The sequence below is a fragment of the Streptomyces sp. NPDC047853 genome, assembly GCF_043204535.1.
Taxonomy (GTDB): Bacteria; Actinomycetota; Actinomycetes; order Streptomycetales; family Streptomycetaceae; genus Streptomyces.
On sequence record NZ_JBIDCI010000003.1, the window covers coordinates 159,260 to 177,495 of the forward strand.

Below are 18,236 nucleotides of genomic sequence, written 5' to 3' on the forward strand. Positions count from 1 at the left end.
GAGCCGGCCCCGGCGTCAGCTCTCGGTCAGCAGCTCGTCCGCGTCCATGATCCGGTACGCGTAGCCCTGCTCCGCCAGGAAGCGCTGGCGGTGCGCGGCGAAGTCCTGGTCGAGCGTGTCGCGCGCGACCACGGAGTAGAAGTGCGCCTGGTGGCCGTCGGACTTCGGGCGCAGCACCCGCCCGAGGCGCTGCGCCTCCTCCTGCCGGGACCCGAAGGTGCCCGACACCTGGATGGCGACCGTGGCCTCCGGCAGGTCGATGGAGAAGTTCGCGACCTTCGACACCACGAGGACGCTGATCTCGCCCTGGCGGAAGGACTCGAAGAGCTTCTCCCGCTGGGCGTTGGACGTCTCGCCCTTGATGACCGGCGCCCCCAGGTGCTCGCCCAGCTCGTCGAGCTGGTCGATGTACTGGCCGATGACGAGGATCTGCTGCCCGGCGAAGCGCCGGACGATCGCCTCCGTCACCTTCCGCTTGGTCGCGGTCGTCGCGCAGAAGCGGTACTTCTCCTCCGTCTCGGCGGTGGCGTACGCGAGCCGCTCGGAGTCGGTGAGGTTGACCCGGACCTCCACGCAGTCGGCGGGCGCGATGTAGCCCTGCGCCTCGATCTCCTTCCACGGCGCGTCGAACCGCTTCGGGCCGATCAGGGAGAACACGTCCGACTCGCGGCCGTCCTCGCGCACCAGCGTCGCGGTCAGGCCGAGCCGCCGCCGCGCCTGGAGGTCGGCGGTGAACTTGAAGACCGGCGCCGGCAGCAGGTGCACCTCGTCGTAGACGATCAGGCCCCAGTCCCGGGAGTCGAACAGCTCCAGGTGCGGGTAGACGCCCTTGCGGCGGGTCGTCAGCACCTGGTACGTCGCGATGGTGACGGGCCGGATCTCCTTCCTCGTCCCGCTGTACTCGCCGATCTCGTCCTCGGTGAGGGAGGTCCGCTTCACCAGCTCGTGCTTCCACTGCCGGGCGGAGACGGTGTTGGTCACCAGGATCAGCGTCGTCGACTTGGCCTGCGCCATCGAACCGGCCCCGACCAGGGTCTTGCCCGCGCCGCAGGGCAGCACCACGACGCCGCTGCCGCCGTGCCAGAAGTTCTCCACCGCCTGCTGCTGGTACGGGCGCAGCGCCCAGCCGTCCTCGGCCAGCTCGATCGGGTGCGCCTCGCCGTCGACGTACCCGGCGAGGTCCTCGGCGGGCCAGCCCAGCTTCAGCAGCGTCTGCTTGATCTGCCCGCGCTCGGAGGGGTGCACGGCCACCGTGTCCGGGTCGATGCGGTGGCCGACCAGCGGCGCGATCCGCTTCGACTTCAGCACCTCCTCCAGCACCGGGCGGTCCGTGGTCGTCAGGACCAGCCCGTGCGCCGGGTGCTTGGAGAGGGTGAGGCGGCCGTAGCGGTCCATGGTCTCGGCGATGTCGACGAGCAGCGCGTGCGGCACCGGGTAGCGGCTGTACTCGACGAGCGCGTCCACGACCTGCTCGGCGTCGTGGCCCGCCGCCCGCGCGTTCCACAGGCCCAGCGGGGTCACCCGGTAGGTGTGGATGTGCTCCGGCGCCCGCTCCAGTTCGGCGAAGGGCGCGATGGCCCGACGGCATTCGCCGGCCTGCTCGTGGTCGACTTCGAGGAGCAGGGTCTTGTCGGACTGGACGATCAGCGGACCATTCACGGGCGGCACCCTTTCGCGCGCTACGGCCGACCGCGACGGGACGGATCGGCCAAACATCCAGTGTGCCTGATCGCGCGGACCGGCTACCTGAGACTGATGTTGTTGATCAGCGGTCCCTCGATGGTGACGCCCTCCGTGAGCAGGGGTTCGACGCCGGCGACCGGGAGGGGCAGCGGCAGCGCGGTGGCCTCGGGGGCGAGCGCCCCGAACAGTGCGGCGGCGGTGATCAGGGCGGCGACGGAGACGGCGACGGCGGAACGGGCGGCGGAGCGGCAGGGATCGGCGGGCTTGGCGCGCATGCGGGTCCTTTCGGGGAGACCGGGAGACCGGCGGGGGGAGGGGGAGGAGATCCGGAGCGGGCCGGGCCCAGGGGACTGGGACCCGGCCCGCCGAAGGGGACGCCGAACGGCCGGATCAGAGGGTGAGGCCTCCGCCGAGGTCGATGCCGATCGCCGCGGCCTCGGCGGCGAACGCCGCGACCAGGGCGGCGGTGGAGGTCAGGACGGTGGCGACGCGACGAACGGCACGCATCAGGTGGTTCCTTTCGGTGTTCGGTTCAGGACAACCGGTGGCTGCCCGAGCGCCGAAAGTTCGATGCGGATTATGAAAAAAGCTCCCTCGCAGGTGCTAATCACCCGGCGTGGCGTGCATGAACCGGCCCGTACGCTCGAAAGAGGGGCCTTTCACAGCGCGTCGTCGGCGAGTTCGGCCACGCCGGTGATCCGGTGCAGCGGGTAGGTGCGCACCTCGTCCGCCGTGTGGTCGTACGCCGTGACGAAGCCGCCCTCGACCCGGATCGGGGCCACGACCCGCTGGCTGGCGGCGCCCTCGGCGTTCACGTAGCCGATCCACAGCGCCTCGCCGGTCATGACCGCCGCCTGCATGGTGGCGAGGGTCTCGGCGGCGCCGGTGCGGGGCAGCTCGCCCGCGGCCGGTGCCCCGCCCTCACCGGGTCCCGGCTTGCGCGGGGCGGTCGAGGCCAGGTCGCCGGCCCGGACGGCGCGGATAGCCGCCGTCAGCAGCGTGTCGTCGGGGACCGGCGGGCCCTCCGGGACCGGTACCGGGGGCGTACGCGGCGGAGTGCGGTGGGCGTCGGCCCGGGCGATCAGCACGTCACCCGCGGCGGACTCCGCGGCCGGCGCGAAGCCGATCGCCCGCAGCCCCTCCAGCAGCGCCGCCGGGTCGGCCTGCGCGGCCAGCACGGTCGGTGCGAGACGGCGCAGCCCCAGGCCGGCGGCCCGCTTGTCGGCGAGGATCTCGTCCAGCGTGGCGTCGTCGTCGCAGCGCACGTACGCCGAGGCGGCGCCCACCCGCAGCAGCCCGTGCCGCCGGGCCACGTCGTCGATCAGGTACGTGAGCGGCTGCGGCACCGGCGTGCGGGAGTGCCGGGCGAGGACGGCGTGCAGGTCCGCGGCGGTCCGCCCCGCGTCCAGCGCGCGGCGCACCGAACCCGGCGTGAACCGGTACACGGTCGCCCCGCCCTTGGACTCCACGTCCGCGAGCACCCCCAGCAGGTCGGCCAGCGGACGCTCCAGCGGGCCCGGCGCCACCGCCGTCAGATCGGCCTGGAGCAGCACGTGGTCCAGCGGTTCGGGGAAGAGCGGTGCGATCAGCCGGGCGGCGGCCGCGGTGGCGGCGGCCTGTTCGGCGGGCGTCGCGGGAAGCGGGGAGGGAAGGGCGCGGTGGTGGACGGGGAGCTTGTCGCCGGGACCCTCGGACTCCGCGGCCTCCGGCGCCGGACGCACCGGCTCGGGCGCCCCGATCAGGGCCCGTCCCGGCGCCGCCAGCGCACCGCGCCCGGTGACGCCCAGCAGCTCCGCCTCGGACAGCGTCCACCGGGCGAGCCTGCTGCGCAGGTCCTCCTCACGCGGCTCCCGTGTCTCCCGCTGCTCCCGCTGCGGTCCGCGCAGGGGGCGTTCCCAGCGCAGCCGCGCCAGCACCGACTCCTCGGTGGGCGAGGCGCCCTCGGGCAGCCCGGCGAGCAGCGCCAGCACCCGCTGCCGCACCTCCGGCGCCGCCGAACGGTCCAGGTTCGGCCCCAGCGCCGAGAGCGTACGGTCCTTCGCGTCCCGCCCGCCGACCACACCCGGGGTGCGCGTGGCCGTCAGCCACGCCTCGGCCAGCCCCGCCCACCGCTCGGCGGTGGGCAGCTCCCGCCACTCGTCGTAGGCCGGCGTCGCCGCGTACCGCTCGTCGGCCTGGCCGTCCGAGGCGATCAGCCCCGCCGCGTAGGCCAGTTCGACCCAGAAGGCGGCCACCGGCTCGGTCACGTCCAGGGCGACGGCCGTCCGCTTCAGGTCCCGCACGCTCAACCCGCCGGCCCGCAGCACCGCCGGGCCGCCCTCGTCCCATTCCTTGAGCAGCTCCTCGACGGTCGCCAGCGCCGCCAGGGCCTGCCCGGCCGCGGTGGCGTCCACGACCCGCGGACGGTGCGCCGCCGCGGCCTCCACCGGCGGCGGCACCGGCTCGGGCGCGCGGTGCGCGCGGCCCTCCCGCAGGTGCAGGGCGACCTCGCGGGGCAGGACGACCGTGCCCGGCGCGGTCGGCAGCAGCAGGCCGCGGTCGAGCAGCGCCCGCAGGTGCGGCGCGGGATCGTGGGTGACCTGGCCGTACGGCGGCCCCCACACCAGCCGGGCCAGCACCTCCCGGGACCCCTCGGGCAGCGCGGCGAGCAGCTCCGTCATCCGGGGCCGGTCGGTGAAGAGGGCGCCGAGCGCGGACACGGCGGAGACCGAGTCGTGGGTCGAGGGCAGACCGACGGCGGCGAGGAGTTCCTGGATCCGGCCCGGCGACATCCCCGCCGTCGCCTCCCGGACGGTGGGGCCGAGCCCGGTGGGCGACGGGTGCTGCGGGGAGGGCGCGAGCAGCTCGCGAGCGGTGCGCACCAGCCGTAGCCGGTCGTCGGCGCCCCACACCAGCGCCTGTTCGCGCAGCACGGCCAGGGACCGGGGCAGGGCGGCGGCGACGGCCGGGTCGGTCGCGGGCCCGGGGTCGCCCGCCATGAGCCGGAGCAGCTCGTCGTAGGGCGCCGGGTCCGCGGCCACGGCCAGCGCCTCCGCCGTCTGCAGCGCGAACCGGTCCAGCCGCTCCAGCGCCCGCACCACCGAGGCGCGGGTGGCGGCCCGGGTGGCGAGCTGGGTGAGGTCCGTGGGCACGGGGGTGATGAGGTCGGGACGGCTGCGCAGGAGGGCGGCCAGCGAGACGTCGTCCCGGACGCGGAGCTCCTCCGCGAGGGACCGGGGGGTCGCGGACTTCTCCTCGGTGCTCATCCGGCCCACGGTAGCGGGTGGGTACGACGGTGGGGCGGCGTGTGCGCCGGTGCCGTGCGCGGGGTGTCCGCCCCGCGCGCGAGGATTGGGTACCTTCGTCCCGCGGGATACCGGCGGCACACCACAACACACCGCCCCGGAGGGGTTCGTGGGGATCGAGAGCGACCAGGTCGTCTACGAGTATCTGAGCCGCGTCGGCGACGTGGCCCAGCAACGGCAGCTGCCGTCGGCCACCCGGATGCGGCTGGTCTCCGAGCTGCGCGACGAGATCGACCGGCGCCGCGCCGGGACCACCGTCGACAGCCCCGCGGCCGTCCGCCGCATCCTGGACCGGCTGGGCAGCCCCGACGACATCGTCGGCGCGGCCGGGGGCACGAGCGGTGCCCCGCAGCCCCCGGCGCCGCCGCCCACCGCGGTGCCCGAGCAACGGGAGCGCCGGCAGCGGGAGGGCCGGCAGCGGGAGGGCGAGCGGCGCGGGACGGAGCGGCTCAAGGGCCTGCGGCGCGCCGCCGCACCGCGCCCCCGCCCGGCCGAGTCCGAGGCCGGCCCGGCCCCCGCGCCGGCCCCCGCCCCGCCGCACCTGGCGAGCGCCCACGAGCTGGGGGAGAGCGCCGCCGGCCGGCAGGACTGGTGGCGGGTGGACAACGGCCCGTTCGGGGGCGTCGGCGACGGCGTGCCGGGATTCGTCGGCGGGGTGGAGATCCCGGAGCTGCTCAAACCGCCGCCGAGGGACGGGGACGAGACCGGCAAGGCGCCCCGGGCCGCCGACGGGCCCCTCGGGAAAGCGCCCGTGGAGGCAGCCGCGGAGCCGGCCGAACCGGTCGCCGGGAAGCCGGGCCGCGCCGCGCGCCGGCACCTGCGCCGCCTGTGGCCCGAGGGCGGCCGGCCCAACCCCCTGCTGCTGCTCGCCGCGGCCCTGCTGATCGCCGGTGCCGTGCTGGGCAGCCTCGTCCCGCTGGGCCTGGGCTGGCTGATCGCCTACCTCTCCCGCCGCCTCACCCCCGCCCAGACCAAGTGGGCGGTCCTGGGGCTGCCCGGCACGGTCGCCGCCGCCGGCGTCGTCTGGCTGTGGGGCCGCACGGAGGGCCGCTGGGGCGACCCGATCGCCGAGGGCCGCATGAACGAAGCCGTCGCCGACACCTGGCCCTGGGTGCTGCGCACCGCCGCCGTCGCCACCGCCCTCTACCTCCTGTGGCGCTCCCGCCGCCCCCGGGGCTGACCCGGGACCGTCCGGCCGGCGCGGCGACGGCGCCCGGCACAATGGGCCCCATGGCCTCCTCGACCCGCCCCGCGCCCACCGTCGGCTTCGATCTCGACATGACGCTGATCGACTCGCGGCCCGGCATCCACGCCTGCTACCGCGCGCTCACCGAGCGGACCGGGACGTACGTCGACGCCGACCTGGCCGTGACGCGGCTCGGGCCGCCGCTGGAGGAGGAGCTGGCCCACTGGTTCCCGGCCGAGGAGATCGCGGCCACCGCCGAGCTGTACCGCGCGATGTACCCCACGTACGCCATCGCCGCCACGCCCGCGCTGCCCGGCGCCCGGGAGTCGGTCGAGGCGGTGCGGGCGGCCGGCGGCCGGGCCCTCGTCGTCACCGCGAAGTACGAGCCCAACGCCAAGCTGCACCTCGCGCACCTCGGCATCGAGCCGGACGCCGTCGTCGGTGACCTGTGGGCCGAGCAGAAGGCCGTGGCGCTGCGCGAGCACGGCGCGCACGTGTACGTCGGCGACCACCTCGGCGACGTCCGCGGCGCGCGCGCCGCCGGCGCCCACTCCGTGGCCGTGGCCAGCGGCCCGTGCAGCGCCGAGGAGCTGCGCGCGGCCGGCGCCGACGTCGTCCTCGCCGACCTCACGGAGTTCCCGGCGTGGCTCGCCGGCTACCGCGACGGCGACGGGCCGGCCCCGGCGCGCGCCTGACGCCGGCCCGCCGCGATCGACCGGAACACCCCCGCGCCGGCGATCAGGAAGCCCACTCCCATCAGCATGCTCAGCAGGAACATGAAGGTGGGGAAGGGCGTCGTCCCCAGCAGCAGCGGGGCCACCGTGACCAGGGTGGCCACGGTGCCGACGAGGAAGACGATCGCACCGGCGCGGATCAGTCGGTCACCGGGCGCGGCGGAATTCGTTTGGGTTTGTTCACGCACTCGACCAGGGTAGTTCCCAGGCCTGGGGAACGACCGGGGGACGTCTTGTCACCGGCCCGAACCCCATTAGCCTTGGTACCGGCGGGTCCGGACGACCCGCCCAAGTGCTATCAGAAGCCGTTTCCGAGCAGTTTCCCGACGAGTACGAGGACGAGGACAGACGTGCCCACCGGCAAGGTCAAGTGGTTCAACAGTGAGAAGGGCTTCGGCTTTCTCTCCCGTGACGACGGCGGTGACGTCTTCGTCCATTCCTCGGTCCTCCCCGCCGGAGTCGAGGCCCTGAAGCCGGGGCAGCGCGTGGAGTTCGGCGTGGTCGCCGGGCAGCGCGGCGACCAGGCCCTGTCCCTGACCCTGCTGGACCCGGCGCCCTCGGTCGCGGCCGCGCAGCGCAAGAAGCCCGACGAACTGGCCTCCATCGTCCAGGACCTGACGACGCTCCTGGAGAACATCACCCCGATGCTGGAGCGGGGCCGCTACCCGGAGAAGACCGCCGGCAAGAAGATCGCCGGCCTGCTCCGCGCGGTGGCCGACCAGCTGGACGTCTGACCCCCGCCGCTCGCCCGTCCTTCACACCTCACACCTCACGTCTCGCGTCTCACGGAAACGCCAGCGCGTCCGGGCCGAGGGCCGGTACCAGTCCCTCGGCCGCCGCGCGCGTCAGCAGGCCGCGGATCGCCGCGTACCCGTTCTCGCCGAGGTCGGCCGTGAACTCGTTGACGTAGAGCCCGATGTGCTGGTCGGCGACGGCCGGGTCCATCTCCTGGGCGTGCGCCATGACGTAGGGCCGGGAGGCCTCCGGGTCGTCCCAGGCCGCCCGCACCGAGGCACGGACCGAGTCGGCCAGGTGCGTCAGCGTCCCCGCGCCGAGCGACCGCTTGGCGATGATCGCGCCGAGCGGGATGGGCAGCCCGGTGGTCTCCTCCCAGTGCTCGCCCATGTCGGCGAGCTTGTGCAGCCCGTAGTTCCGGTACGTGAAGCGCGCCTCGTGGATCACGAGTCCCGCGTCGACCTTCCCGTCCCGCACGGCCGGCATGATCTCGTGGAACGGCATCACCACGATCTCGCCGACCCCGCCCGGCACGGTGTCCGCCGCCCACAGCCGGAACAGCAGGTACGCCGTCGACGTCTCGCTCGGCACCGCGACCGTGCGCCCGCGGAGGTCGGCGTCCGCCTCCCGGGTCAGCACCAGCGGCCCGCAGCCCCGGCCCAGCGCCCCGCCGCAGGGCAGCAGGGCGTACTCGTCGAGGACGTACGGCAGCACGGCGTACGACACCTTCAGCACGTCGAACTCACCGCGCTCGGCCATGCCGTTGGTGACGTCGATGTCCGCGAACGTCACGTCGAGGGCGGGTGCCCCGGCGACGCGGCCGTGCGCGAGGGCGTCGAAGACGAAGGTGTCGTTCGGGCAGGGGGAGTACGCGACCTGCAAGGTCTCAGCGCTCATGGGGGTTCCAACTCCTGAGGACGGGTGTGAGCTTCCCGAACGCGTCCGTCAGCGCCGTCAGCGCCTCCGCGATGCGCCAGGCGGCGCGGTCGCGCGGGCCGACCGGGTTGGAGACGGCGCGCAGTTCCAGCACGGGCACCCCGTGCGCGGTGGCGGCCTCGGCGACGCCGAAGCCCTCCATGGCCTCGGCCAGGGCCCGCGGGTGGCGGGCGCGCAGCAGCGCGGCGCGTTCGGCGGTGCCGGTGACGGTGGACCCGGTCAGGACGGTGCCGGTGCGGGCCCCGGTAGCGGCGGCGACGGCGCTCACGAGGCCGACGGGCGGGTGGTGGGTGACGGTGCCGAAGCCGAGGTCGGTCACCGGCAGGAACCCGTCGGCGGTCTCGGCGCCCAGGTCGGCCGCGGTGATCTCGTCGGCGACGACGAGCGAGCCCACGGGCGCGTCCGGTGCGAAGCCGCCGCCGATCCCGGCCGACACGACCAGGTCGTAGGGCGCGGAGTCGAGGGCCGCCGCGGTCAGGGCGGCGGCGGTCGACGCGGCGGCGAGGGCGGGGCCGACGCCGGCGGCCAGGAGGTCCCAGCCGCCCGGGAGCCGGTGCAGGACCGTGCCGGGCCGGGGCACCCGCACGGCCGCTTCGGGGCCCGTCTGCGGGAACGCCCGAGCCACCGCGTCCCGTTCGACGGGGACCGCGGTGGCCACGAGAACACGCACGGAGGACGTGGTCAGTCGTCCTTCTTCAGCTTGAAGGACCACAGACCGGTGGCCTCCTCGCTGGCGTCCTTGCCGTCGCCGGCCTTGATGGTGACGAGCGTCGAGTCGCCCTGGGCGCCGTACTGCTCGTTGAAGAAGACGCTGCCCGGCACCGTGCGGTAGGTGTTGTCCGTGTCGTCGGTCAGCTGCTGACCGTTCATCAGGATCGTCCAGCGCTGGTCGGCGACCTCCGGGTCCACACCGAAGCGCACCGTGTCGTCGGCGCCGACCGTGATGGACTTGACGTCGTCGTCCTGGAGGCACTTCTGGATCTCGGCGTTCTCCAGGGCCTTGTCGTGCCCGCCGCAGGTGGCCTCGGAGCTGACCGAGTCACTGCCGACCGTGACGGTGCCCATGGGCGTCGGCTTGTCACAGGCTGACAGCAGGAGCAGTCCGGCGGATACGGCGCCGGCGGCGGCGACGGCGCGGCGGCGTCGCACTACGCCGTGTCCGATAGCGGCGGTGCCGCGGGGCAACGTGGTCATGGGCGAAAGGCTATACGGCGCTTGTGGCCCACTCCCCACCTGGGTACGGCGTGGCGTGGTCACGCCACCCTCGGCCGGGCCCTTCCCCCGCGCCGGGCCGAGCCGATCAGCCCCCGTACGGTCGTCAGCCACCCGGCGGCGATGATCGCCGCGGCCACCGACAGACCCAGCGTCCCGTTCAGCGGCAGCACGATCCCGACCGCCCCGCCGAACACCCAGGAGACCTGGAGCAGCGTCTCCGAGCGCGCGAACGCCGAGGTGCGGACCTGCTCGGGCACGTCCCGCTGGAGCAGCGCGTCCAGGGACAGCTTGGCCAGCGCCTGCGCGAACCCCGCGACCGCGGCCAGGCAGGCCACCAGGACGGTGCTGAAGAACACCGCGGCCGTGACCGCCGCGCCCAGCACCACCGCGACGACCGTCACGATGATGACCTCCGGCGCCCGCGAGCGCAGCCACGCCCCGACCGCCGTGCCCAGCGCGTTGCCCGCGCCCGCCGCCACGCCCACGATGCCCAGCGACACGGCCGCGCTCTGCCCGGACAGCGGGTGCACCCGCAGCAGGAAGGCCAGGAAGAAGATCAGGAAGCCGGTCAGACAGCGGATCGCGGCGTTGGCGGCCAGCGCGTGCGTCACCGCCGGACCCACCGTGCGCAGCCCGGGGCGCTTGACCGGCTTGCGGTGCGGGCCGTGCAGGTGCCGCTCGTCCGCGGCGAGCAGCGCCCGGTCCTCGCCCCGCGCCGAGTCGACCTTCGGCGGCAGCGTGAACGACAGCACGGTCCCCGCGACGAAGATCACGAAAGCGCCGTACAGCGGCCAGCGCGGCCCGACCTGCTGGAGGCCCGCCGCGACCGGCGCGGCGAGCCCGGTGGCCAGCAGCCCGCACAGCGTGACCCGCGAGTTGGCCTTCACCAGGGAGAAGCCGGGCGGCAGCAGCCGCGGCACGACGGCGCTTCTGACCACGCCGTACGCCTTCGAGGCGACCAGCACACCGAGCGCCGCCGGATACATCCCGATGCTCCCGCTGACCACCGCCCCCGACAGCACCAGCGCGAGCAGCGCCCGGGCACCCATCGCGACGGCCATCGCGGCGCGGCGGCCGTGCGGCAGGCGGTCCAGCAGCGGCCCGATCACCGGCGCGAGGAGGGTGAAGGGGGCCATGGTGATGGCCAGGTAGAGCGCGACCCGGCCGCGCGCCTCGTCGGTGGGGACGGAGAAGAAGACGGTGGAGGCCAGTGCCACGGTGATCATGACGTCGCCGGCGCCGTTCACCCCGTGCAGCTCGATCAGCTTGCCGAGGCCGGACTCGCCGGCGCCGTGCGCGTGCGTCGCCTTGCGGATGCCGCGCGCGGTACCCGTCACCGGCAGGCGCAGCGCCCGGCCGACCGCACGGAACCGGGAGCCGGGGCCGCGCCCCCGGCTCCCGCCCTTGAACTCAGTCCGTGCGGCTGCCACCCCGTCATACTGCCCCGAGAGCGGGGGCTATAGCGTCGATACGGCGCGGATGGCGGTGATCGAGTCGGGTGACACCACCGGGGAACGCGGTACCGTACACCGCCGAAACTCCCGTCGGTGTAGGCCCAGCGCACATGAGCAGGTAGCGTGCCTAGCGCGCCGTGGCGAACGTTCTCGGCCGCGCGCCTTACGGCCATCCCGCAGAATGGATGCAGTAGGTGTGCCCGAGCGCGATCGGGCGCGGACGTCGACGCGGTCCACAGGTCCGCTCCGTTCGCCCCTCGCAGGCAGCGGCGCACTCGTGAGACGGCGTATGGAGAGAAGCGATACCTGTGAGCGCAGCGACAACGCGAAGCCGCACCCCTGACCGTCTGTGCGCCGAGGCCGTCGACCTCGCCCGCGCCGCAGCCGAGGAGGCCGCCGCCCCCGGCGTCGTCGGCGAGCACGAGGGGACGGTGTCGGAGGGCGACCGGGTCGTCACCCACTTCTTCGCCTGCAAGGAACTCGGGTACCGCGGCTGGCGCTGGGCCGTGACCGTGGCCCGCGCCTCCCGCGCCAAGATCGTCACGGTGGACGAGGCGGTGCTGCTGCCCGGGCCCGACGCCCTCCTCGCGCCCGAGTGGGTGCCCTGGAGCGAGCGCCTGCGCCCCGGCGACATGGGCCCCGGCGACCTGCTGCCCACCGACGCCGAGGACCTGCGGCTGGAGCCCGGCTGGACCGGCGAGGACGAGCCGCCGCCCAACTCCGTCGTCTCCCACGAGATGGCCGACCTGGTCGAGGCCGAGGACGCCGAGGTCGCCGCCGGGCCCCCGGCCGAGCTGTCCACCGTCCCGGCCCGCGGCACGATCTCGGCGGTCGCCGAGGAACTGGGACTGCGCCGCACCCGGGTCCTGTCCCGGTACGGGCTGCACGTGGCCGCCGACCGCTGGGAGGACTCCTACGGCCCGAAGACCCCGATGGCCCAGGCTGCCCCCGCCTCCTGCGTGAGCTGCGGCTTCCTGGCCCGCATCGGCGGCTCGCTGGGACAGGCCTTCGGCGTGTGCGCCAACGAGTTCTCCCCGGCGGACGGCCGGGTCGTGTCCCTGGCCTACGGGTGCGGGGGGCACTCCGAGGCGGCGGTGATGCCGAGGCCCCCGCAGCCGCCCCCGCCGGTGATCGACGAGACGCGGGTCGACCCGTTCCCGCTGCGCCCCGCGGCGGATTCCGGGTCGGTCCCCCCGGCCGAGGACGAGGCGTCGGCGGAGCTGGGGCACTCGTAGGGCGGCGGCCCCCCTCGGGGCCCCCGAGGGCCCCGGCCCGGCGTCCGGACCGGTGGGGCCGGGTCCTCGCGGTACCTTCGTGGCCCGTCGATGAGGAGAGTCACCGTGAGCATGTTCGTGCAGCCTGCCGCCGAGGGAGCCGATCCGTTCGGCACCGCACGTCTGCGGCGCGGGGTGCTGGACGCCTGGGCGACGAGCCCCGCCCGGTTCCGTGAGGACGCCAACGCGGAGGAGGACCTCGTCCTCGGCGGCTACCGCGACCGGCTGGTCGTCGAACTCGCGCAGAACGCCGCCGACGCCGCTGCCCGCGCGGGTGCGCCCGGCCGGCTCCGGCTCACCCTGCGCGACGGCGTCCTCGTCGCCGCCAACACCGGCGCCCCGCTGGACGCGACCGGCGTCGAGTCGCTGTCCACCCTGCGCGCCTCCGCCAAACGGGACGCCGGGGACGACGCGGTCGGCCGGTTCGGTGTCGGCTTCGCGGCCGTCCTGGCCGTCACCGACGAGCCCGCCGTCGTCGGTCTGCACGGCGGGGTGCGCTGGTCCCTGGCCGAGGCGCGCGGCCTGGCCGCCGACACCGCCCTGCACAGCCCCGGCCTCGGCGACGAGGTCCGGCGGCGCGACGGGCACGTCCCCCTGCTGCGGCTGCCGTTCCCCGCCGAGGGCAGCGCCCCCGGCCCGTACGACACGGCCGTCATCCTCCCGCTGCGCGACACGGCCGCCGCCGACCTCGCCGAGCGGCTCCTGCACGCCGTGGACGACGCCCTGCTCCTCGCCCTGCCGGGTCTCGAGGAGGTCGTCGTCGAGGTGGCGGACGACGTGCGCACGCTGTCCCGCCGCACCGAGGGCCCGCTGACCGTCGTCGAGGATTCCCGGGAGGGCACGACCCGCTGGCGCACCGCCGCCGCGCACGGCCCCCTCACCCCGGACCTCCTCGCCGACCGGCCGGTCGAGGAGCGGCTGCGTCCGCACTGGTCGGTGACCTGGGCGGTGCCCGTGGACGCCGACGGCGCCCCCGTACGCCCCCGCACCAGCCCCGTCGTGCACGCCCCCACCCCCAGCGACGAGCCCCTCGGCGTGCCCGCCCTGCTCATCGCGTCCTTCCCGCTGGACTCCACCCGCCGGCACGCCGCGCGCGGCCCGCTGACGGACTTCCTGACGGAGCGGGCGGCGGACGCCTACGCCGGGCTGCTCGACGACTGGCGGCCGGTCTCCGTCGGCCTCATCGACCTGGTGCCCGGTCCGCTGGGCAAGGGCGAGCTGGACGGCGTGCTGCGGCAGGCGATCCTCCAGCGGCTGCCGCGCACCTCCTTCCTGCCGCCCGCCGCCGAGCCGGGCGAGGACGACCCCGACCTGCCCGAGTCCCTGCGGCCCCGCGACGCCGAGGTGGTCGAGGGCGCGGGCGCCGACACCGTGCGGGTCCTCGCGGAGGTGCTGCCGACGCTGCTGCCCGCCGGCCTGGAGCGCCGCGCGGAACTGCGCGCGCTGGGCGTGGCCCGGGTGCCGCTGACCGACGCGATCGACCGGCTGGCCGGGCTGGAGAAGGCCCCCGGCTGGTGGCGGCGGCTCTACGACAGCCTCGCCGGGGTCGACCCGGACCGGCTGACGGGGCTGCCGGTGCCGCTCGCTGGGGGCACCTCCCAGGCTTTCGGCACGGGGGGAGGCCGGACGGCCATCGGGCCCCGGCAGGTGCTCCTGCCCTCCGCGGACGCCGCGTCCCTCGACCCCGAGGTCCTCACCCGTCTCGGCCTGAAGGTCGCCCACCCGGACGCCGCCCACGGGCTCCTGGAGAAGCTCGGCGCCCTCCCGGCCACCCCGCGGGCCGTGCTCACCACCCCGCAGGTACGGGCCGCCGTCGCCGCGTCCCTGGCGGACGAGGGCGGCGCGAACTGGGAGGAGGACACCCTCGACGCCGACGAACTGGCCGACACGGTCCTCGGCCTGGTCCGCGACGCCGGGCTCGACCCCGGGGACGAGCCCTGGCTCGGCGCGCTCGCCCTGCCCGACGAGGACGGCGAGCTGTCCCCGGCGTGCGAACTCGTCTTCCCCGGCGGCCCGTTCGCCGAGGTCATGCGCGAGGACGAACTCGCCGCCGTGGACGCGGAGCTGGCACGGAAGTGGGGGCCGGAGCCCCTGGCGGCCTGCGGCGTGCTCCACACCTTCGCCCTGGTGCGGGCGACCGACGTCGTGCTCGACCCCGACGAACTGGAGCCCCGCGAGGGCGACTTCGCCGAACCGGACGACGCGGGTCTGCTGGACGCCGTGGACGTGTGGAGCGAGGACGTCCTCGACCGCTTCCCGGATTCCCCCGTGCCCCCGGTCGCCACCGAGATCGTCGCCGTGCGCGACCTGGACCTCGTGGACGACGACCGGTGGCCCGAGGCCCTCGCCCTGCTGTCGCGGCCGCCGCTGCGCGACGCGCTCGTGCAGCCCGTGCGCGTCCTGCTGCACGACGGCACGCACGAGGTCGTCCGGCCGTACACCGCGTGGTGGCTGCGCGGGCACCCGGTGCTCGGCGGGCGGCGCCCGGCGGGTCTGCGCGCGGCGGGCGGCGACCCGCTGCTGCGGGGCCTGTACGACGAGACCGACGCCACCGGTTTCGAGGACGAGCAGGTGCTGCGGGCGCTGGGCGTGCGCACGTCGGTCGCCGCCCTCCTCGACGAGCCCGGTGGCGGGGCCGAGCTGCTGGACCGCCTCGCCGACCCGGACCGTCCGGTCACGGCCGCCCAACTGCACGCCCTGTACGGCGCGCTGGCCGAGCTGGACCCGGAGCAGGTGACCCTCCCGGACGAGGTGCGGGCCGTGGTCGACGGACGCGTGGAGGTGGTGGACGCCGCCGACGCCGTGGTGGTCGACTCGCCGGACCTGCTGCCCTTCACGTCGGGTGTGCCGCTGCTGCCCGTGCGGCCGGCCCGCGCCGCCGAGCTGGCGGAGCTGTTCCAGGTGCGGCGGCTGAGCGAGTCGGTCACCGGCCGGGTGCACTCCGAGGGCGTCGAGCACGACGTGCCGGAGCCGGTGCGGGTGCTGCTGGGGGCGCGGACCCCGGCGTCGTACGTGGAGCACGAGGAACTGGTCGTCGACGGCGTGGAGGTCGACTGGCGGCTGACGGACGACGGCGCGCTGCACGCGGCGACCCTGGAGGGCGTCGCCGCGGGGCTCGCCTGGGCGGCGGGGCAGTGGCCGCGGCGGTTCGAGGTGGCGGCGCTGCTGGAGGACGAGTCGCGCACGGAGGAACTGGCCCGGGACCGCTGGTTCGACTGAGGTGGCTCCGAGAACACGTGAACGGTCGACGGGACAACGTCCTCGGTGCGCTCACGTGAGCGCACCGAGGACATCCAGGGTCGAGATGCTCACGTTCCCCCGGGAAGACCTCACATCGGAAGCCGCCGGTCGACCCACCGCCACGCCAGCTCCAGCACGCCGGCCGCCACCGCCGCGATGCCGACGGCGGCCCACGGCATCGTCACGCCCACCAGCTTCAGCGCGAAGAAGTCCTGGAGCCACGGCACCGCCAGCACCACCAGGAAGCCCGCGCCCATCGCCGCCACCAGCACCACGCGCCACCAGGTGTAGGGGCGGGCGATGATCGCCAGCACCCACATCGAGATCAGGAACAGGGTCAGCGTCGCCGCACTGGTCTCCGCGTCCAGCGCCCCCGGCCCGGAGTAGTGCTGCCGGGCCACGAGGTACGTCACGAAGGTCGCCGTGGCGGCCACCACCCCGCCCGGGACGGCGTAGCGCATCACCCGCCGCACGAACTGCGGCTTGGCCCGCTCCTTGTTCGGGGCGAGCGCCAGGAAGAACGCCGGGACGCCGATGGTCAGCGTGGAGAGCAGGGTGAGGTGCCGGGGCAGGAACGGGTACTCGACCTGGGAGCAGACCACCAGGATCGCCAGCAGCACCGAGTAGACGGTCTTCACCAGGAACAGGGTCGCGACCCGGGTGATGTTGCCGATGACCCGGCGGCCCTCGGCCACCACCGACGGCAGCGTGGCGAAGCTGTTGTTCAGCAGCACGATCTGCGCGACGGCCCGGGTGGCCTCCGAGCCCGAGCCCATCGCCACCCCGATGTCGGCGTCCTTCAGCGCCAGGACGTCGTTGACCCCGTCGCCGGTCATCGCGACCGTGTGGCCGCGTGACTGGAGGGCGCCCACCATGTCCCGCTTCTGCTGCGGGGTGACCCGCCCGAAGACCGTGCCCTCGTCCAGCGCCCCGGCCATCTCCTCCCGTCCGGCGGGCAGCCGGCGCGCGTCGACGGTGGTGCCGGACAGCCCCAGCTTGGCGGCGACCGCCCCGACCGACACCGCGTTGTCGCCGGAGATGACCTTGGCGAGGACGTCCTGGTCGGCGAAGTAGCGCAGGGTGTCGGCGGCGTCCGGACGCAGCCGCTGCTCCAGGACGACCAGGGCGACGGGCGTGGCGCCCTCGGCCACCTCGGGGTCGTCGAGCGCGCGGACCGCGCGGGCGAGCAGCAGGACCCGCAGCCCCCGCTCGTTGAGCCGCACGGTCTCGGCGAGGGCCGGGGCGTCCTCGGCGAGCAGCACGTCGGGTGCGCCCAGCAGCCAGGTGCTGGAGGCCTGGTCGCCCTCGCCGAAGGTGGCGCCGCTGTACTTGCGGGCGGAGGAGAACGGCAGCGACTCCGTGCAGCGCCACTCCTCGGCGGGTCCGGCGGCCGGGTAGGTGTCGATGATCGCCTGCAGGGACGCGTTCGGGCGCGGGTCGGACGCGCCGAGGGCGCCGAGCACGGTGCGCACGTACCGCTCGTCGGCGCCGTCGAGGGTGCGCAGCTCGGTGACGTCCATGCCGCCCTCGGTGAGGGTGCCGGTCTTGTCCAGGCAGACGGTGTCGACGCGGGCCAGGCCCTCGATGGCGGGCAGTTCCTGGACCAGGCACTGCTTGCGGCCGAGCCGGATCACGCCGATCGCGAAGGCGACCGAGGTGAGCAGGACCAGACCCTCCGGGACCATGGGCACGATGCCGCCGACCGTCCGCGCGATCGAGTCGTCCAGCGCGTCGTCCTTGGCGAGCAGCTGGCTGAGGACCAGGCCGATCGCGGTCGGGACCATCATCCAGGTGACGTACTTCAGGATGGTGGAGATGCCGGAGCGCAGTTCGGACTGGACCAGGGTGAAACGGGAGGCCTCCTCGGCGAGCTGCGCGGCGTACGCCTCCCGCCCGACCTTCGTCGCCTGGAACGCGCCGCCGCCGGCGACCACGAAGCTGCCGGACATGACCTGGTCCCCCGGCTGCTTGACGACCGGGTCGGCCTCGCCGGTCAGCAGCGACTCGTCGATCTCCAGCCCGTCCGCCTCGACGCACACCCCGTCGACGACGACCTTGTCCCCGGGCCCGATCTCGATGACGTCGTCCAGCACGATCTCCGAGGTGGCGATCTCGGCCGCCGCCCCGTCCCGCCGCACGGTCGGCCGTGCTTCGCCGATGACGGCCAGGGAGTCGAGGGTCTTCTTCGCCCGCCACTCCTGGATGATGCCGATGCCGGTGTTGGCGAGGATCACGAAGCCGAAGAGGCTGTCCTGGATCGGCGCCACGAACAGCATGATCACCCAGAGCACGCCGATGATGGCGTTGAACCGGGTGAAGACGTTGGCGCGGACGATGTCGGTCAGCGAGCGGCTGCTGCGCACCGGCACGTCGTTGACCTGACCGCGCGCGACCCGTTCGGCGACACCGGCCGCCGTCAGTCCGGTGGCCGGTGTGGGGGCGTGGACGGAGTGCGCGGGGGCGAGTCCCTCGTCCGCGTCGAGATGCGTCATGCG

14 protein-coding genes are annotated in these 18,236 nt (G+C 74.9%); 5 read left to right on the forward strand and 9 right to left on the reverse strand.

The window, feature by feature from the left end:
• Positions 1-15 precede the first annotated feature (15 nt).
• The 3 genes from ACGF5T_RS07640 to ACGF5T_RS07650 form a co-directional block, all read right to left on the reverse strand.
• The gene (locus ACGF5T_RS07640) at positions 16-1,659 is read right to left on the reverse strand and encodes a DNA repair helicase XPB (RefSeq protein WP_356608421.1); all 1,644 of its coding nucleotides are present in this window, start codon (positions 1,657-1,659) and stop codon (positions 16-18) included.
• A gap of 83 nt (positions 1,660-1,742) precedes the next feature.
• Entirely contained in the window at positions 1,743-1,958 is a 216-nt protein-coding gene (locus ACGF5T_RS07645; RefSeq protein ID WP_356608419.1) for a hypothetical protein, read from the reverse strand.
• 384 nt (positions 1,959-2,342) lie between these two features.
• Complete coding sequence (locus tag ACGF5T_RS07650) at positions 2,343-4,928, reverse strand: helicase C-terminal domain-containing protein (RefSeq protein ID WP_366766726.1); 2,586 nt, start codon at positions 4,926-4,928, stop codon at positions 2,343-2,345.
• Positions 4,929-5,076: 148 nt separating this feature from the next.
• Between ACGF5T_RS07650 and ACGF5T_RS07655 the strand changes: the two genes are divergently transcribed.
• Complete coding sequence (locus ACGF5T_RS07655) at positions 5,077-6,147, forward strand: hypothetical protein (protein WP_366766725.1); 1,071 nt, start codon at positions 5,077-5,079, stop codon at positions 6,145-6,147.
• Between the two features lie 50 nt (positions 6,148-6,197).
• Entirely contained in the window at positions 6,198-6,848 is a 651-nt protein-coding gene (locus ACGF5T_RS07660) for an HAD family hydrolase (RefSeq protein WP_356608414.1), read from the forward strand.
• On the opposite strand, the gene ACGF5T_RS07665 is transcribed toward ACGF5T_RS07660, so the two are convergent.
• Positions 6,809-7,075, reverse strand: coding sequence for a hypothetical protein (locus tag ACGF5T_RS07665; RefSeq protein WP_356608412.1), 267 nt, complete (start codon positions 7,073-7,075; stop codon positions 6,809-6,811). The two genes, ACGF5T_RS07660 and ACGF5T_RS07665, sit on opposite strands and share 40 nt — an antisense overlap.
• Positions 7,076-7,237: 162 nt before the next feature.
• Here ACGF5T_RS07665 and ACGF5T_RS07670 point away from each other — a divergent pair, with 162 nt between their 5' ends.
• Complete coding sequence (locus ACGF5T_RS07670) at positions 7,238-7,621, forward strand: cold-shock protein (protein ID WP_053132946.1); 384 nt, start codon at positions 7,238-7,240, stop codon at positions 7,619-7,621.
• 49 nt (positions 7,622-7,670) lie between these two features.
• Here ACGF5T_RS07670 and ACGF5T_RS07675 read toward each other — a convergent pair whose 3' ends face one another.
• From ACGF5T_RS07675 to ACGF5T_RS07690, 4 genes are read right to left on the reverse strand one after another with little or no spacing between them, the layout of a single operon-like run.
• Positions 7,671-8,519, reverse strand: coding sequence for a 1,4-dihydroxy-6-naphthoate synthase (locus ACGF5T_RS07675; RefSeq protein WP_366766724.1), 849 nt, complete (start codon positions 8,517-8,519; stop codon positions 7,671-7,673).
• Positions 8,509-9,228 (reverse strand): futalosine hydrolase, encoded by a 720-nt coding sequence (locus tag ACGF5T_RS07680; protein ID WP_356608408.1) that lies wholly within the window; start codon positions 9,226-9,228, stop codon positions 8,509-8,511. Before ACGF5T_RS07680 ends, ACGF5T_RS07675 begins: the two co-directional genes overlap by 11 nt.
• A gap of 11 nt (positions 9,229-9,239) precedes the next feature.
• Positions 9,240-9,752 carry a DUF2771 domain-containing protein gene (locus ACGF5T_RS07685; protein ID WP_356608406.1) on the reverse strand — a complete coding sequence of 171 codons (513 nt, stop codon included), beginning with the start codon at positions 9,750-9,752 and terminating at the stop codon, positions 9,240-9,242.
• Between the two features lie 59 nt (positions 9,753-9,811).
• Positions 9,812-11,203: an MFS transporter gene (locus tag ACGF5T_RS07690; RefSeq protein ID WP_356608404.1), complete on the reverse strand. Its 1,392-nt coding sequence runs from the start codon at positions 11,201-11,203 to the stop codon at positions 9,812-9,814.
• 332 nt (positions 11,204-11,535) lie between these two features.
• Here ACGF5T_RS07690 and ACGF5T_RS07695 point away from each other — a divergent pair, with 332 nt between their 5' ends.
• Positions 11,536-12,462, forward strand: a complete 927-nt coding sequence (locus tag ACGF5T_RS07695; RefSeq protein WP_356608402.1) for a DUF3027 domain-containing protein — start codon at positions 11,536-11,538, stop codon at positions 12,460-12,462.
• 105 nt (positions 12,463-12,567) lie between these two features.
• Positions 12,568-15,720, forward strand: coding sequence for a sacsin N-terminal ATP-binding-like domain-containing protein (locus tag ACGF5T_RS07700; protein ID WP_366766723.1), 3,153 nt, complete (start codon positions 12,568-12,570; stop codon positions 15,718-15,720).
• Between the two features lie 110 nt (positions 15,721-15,830).
• Here ACGF5T_RS07700 and ACGF5T_RS07705 read toward each other — a convergent pair whose 3' ends face one another.
• The gene (locus ACGF5T_RS07705) at positions 15,831-18,233 is read right to left on the reverse strand and encodes an HAD-IC family P-type ATPase (RefSeq protein WP_366766722.1); all 2,403 of its coding nucleotides are present in this window, start codon (positions 18,231-18,233) and stop codon (positions 15,831-15,833) included.
• Positions 18,234-18,236: the final 3 nt, after the last annotated feature.

Bases quoted from the DNA above. Each gene is read 5' to 3' on its own strand.
- ACGF5T_RS07645 (WP_356608419.1), bottom strand. From the start codon at position 1,958: ATGCGCGCCAAGCCCGCCGATCCCTGCCGCTCCGCCGCCCGTTCCGCC.
- ACGF5T_RS07660 (WP_356608414.1), top strand. From the start codon at position 6,198: ATGGCCTCCTCGACCCGCCCCGCGCCCACCGTCGGCTTCGATCTCGAC.
- ACGF5T_RS07675 (WP_366766724.1), bottom strand. From the start codon at position 8,519: ATGAGCGCTGAGACCTTGCAGGTCGCGTACTCCCCCTGCCCGAACGAC.
- ACGF5T_RS07705 (WP_366766722.1), bottom strand. From the start codon at position 18,233: ATGACGCATCTCGACGCGGACGAGGGACTCGCCCCCGCGCACTCCGTC.
- ACGF5T_RS07650 (WP_366766726.1), bottom strand. From the start codon at position 4,928: ATGAGCACCGAGGAGAAGTCCGCGACCCCCCGGTCCCTCGCGGAGGAG.
- ACGF5T_RS07685 (WP_356608406.1), bottom strand. From the start codon at position 9,752: ATGACCACGTTGCCCCGCGGCACCGCCGCTATCGGACACGGCGTAGTG.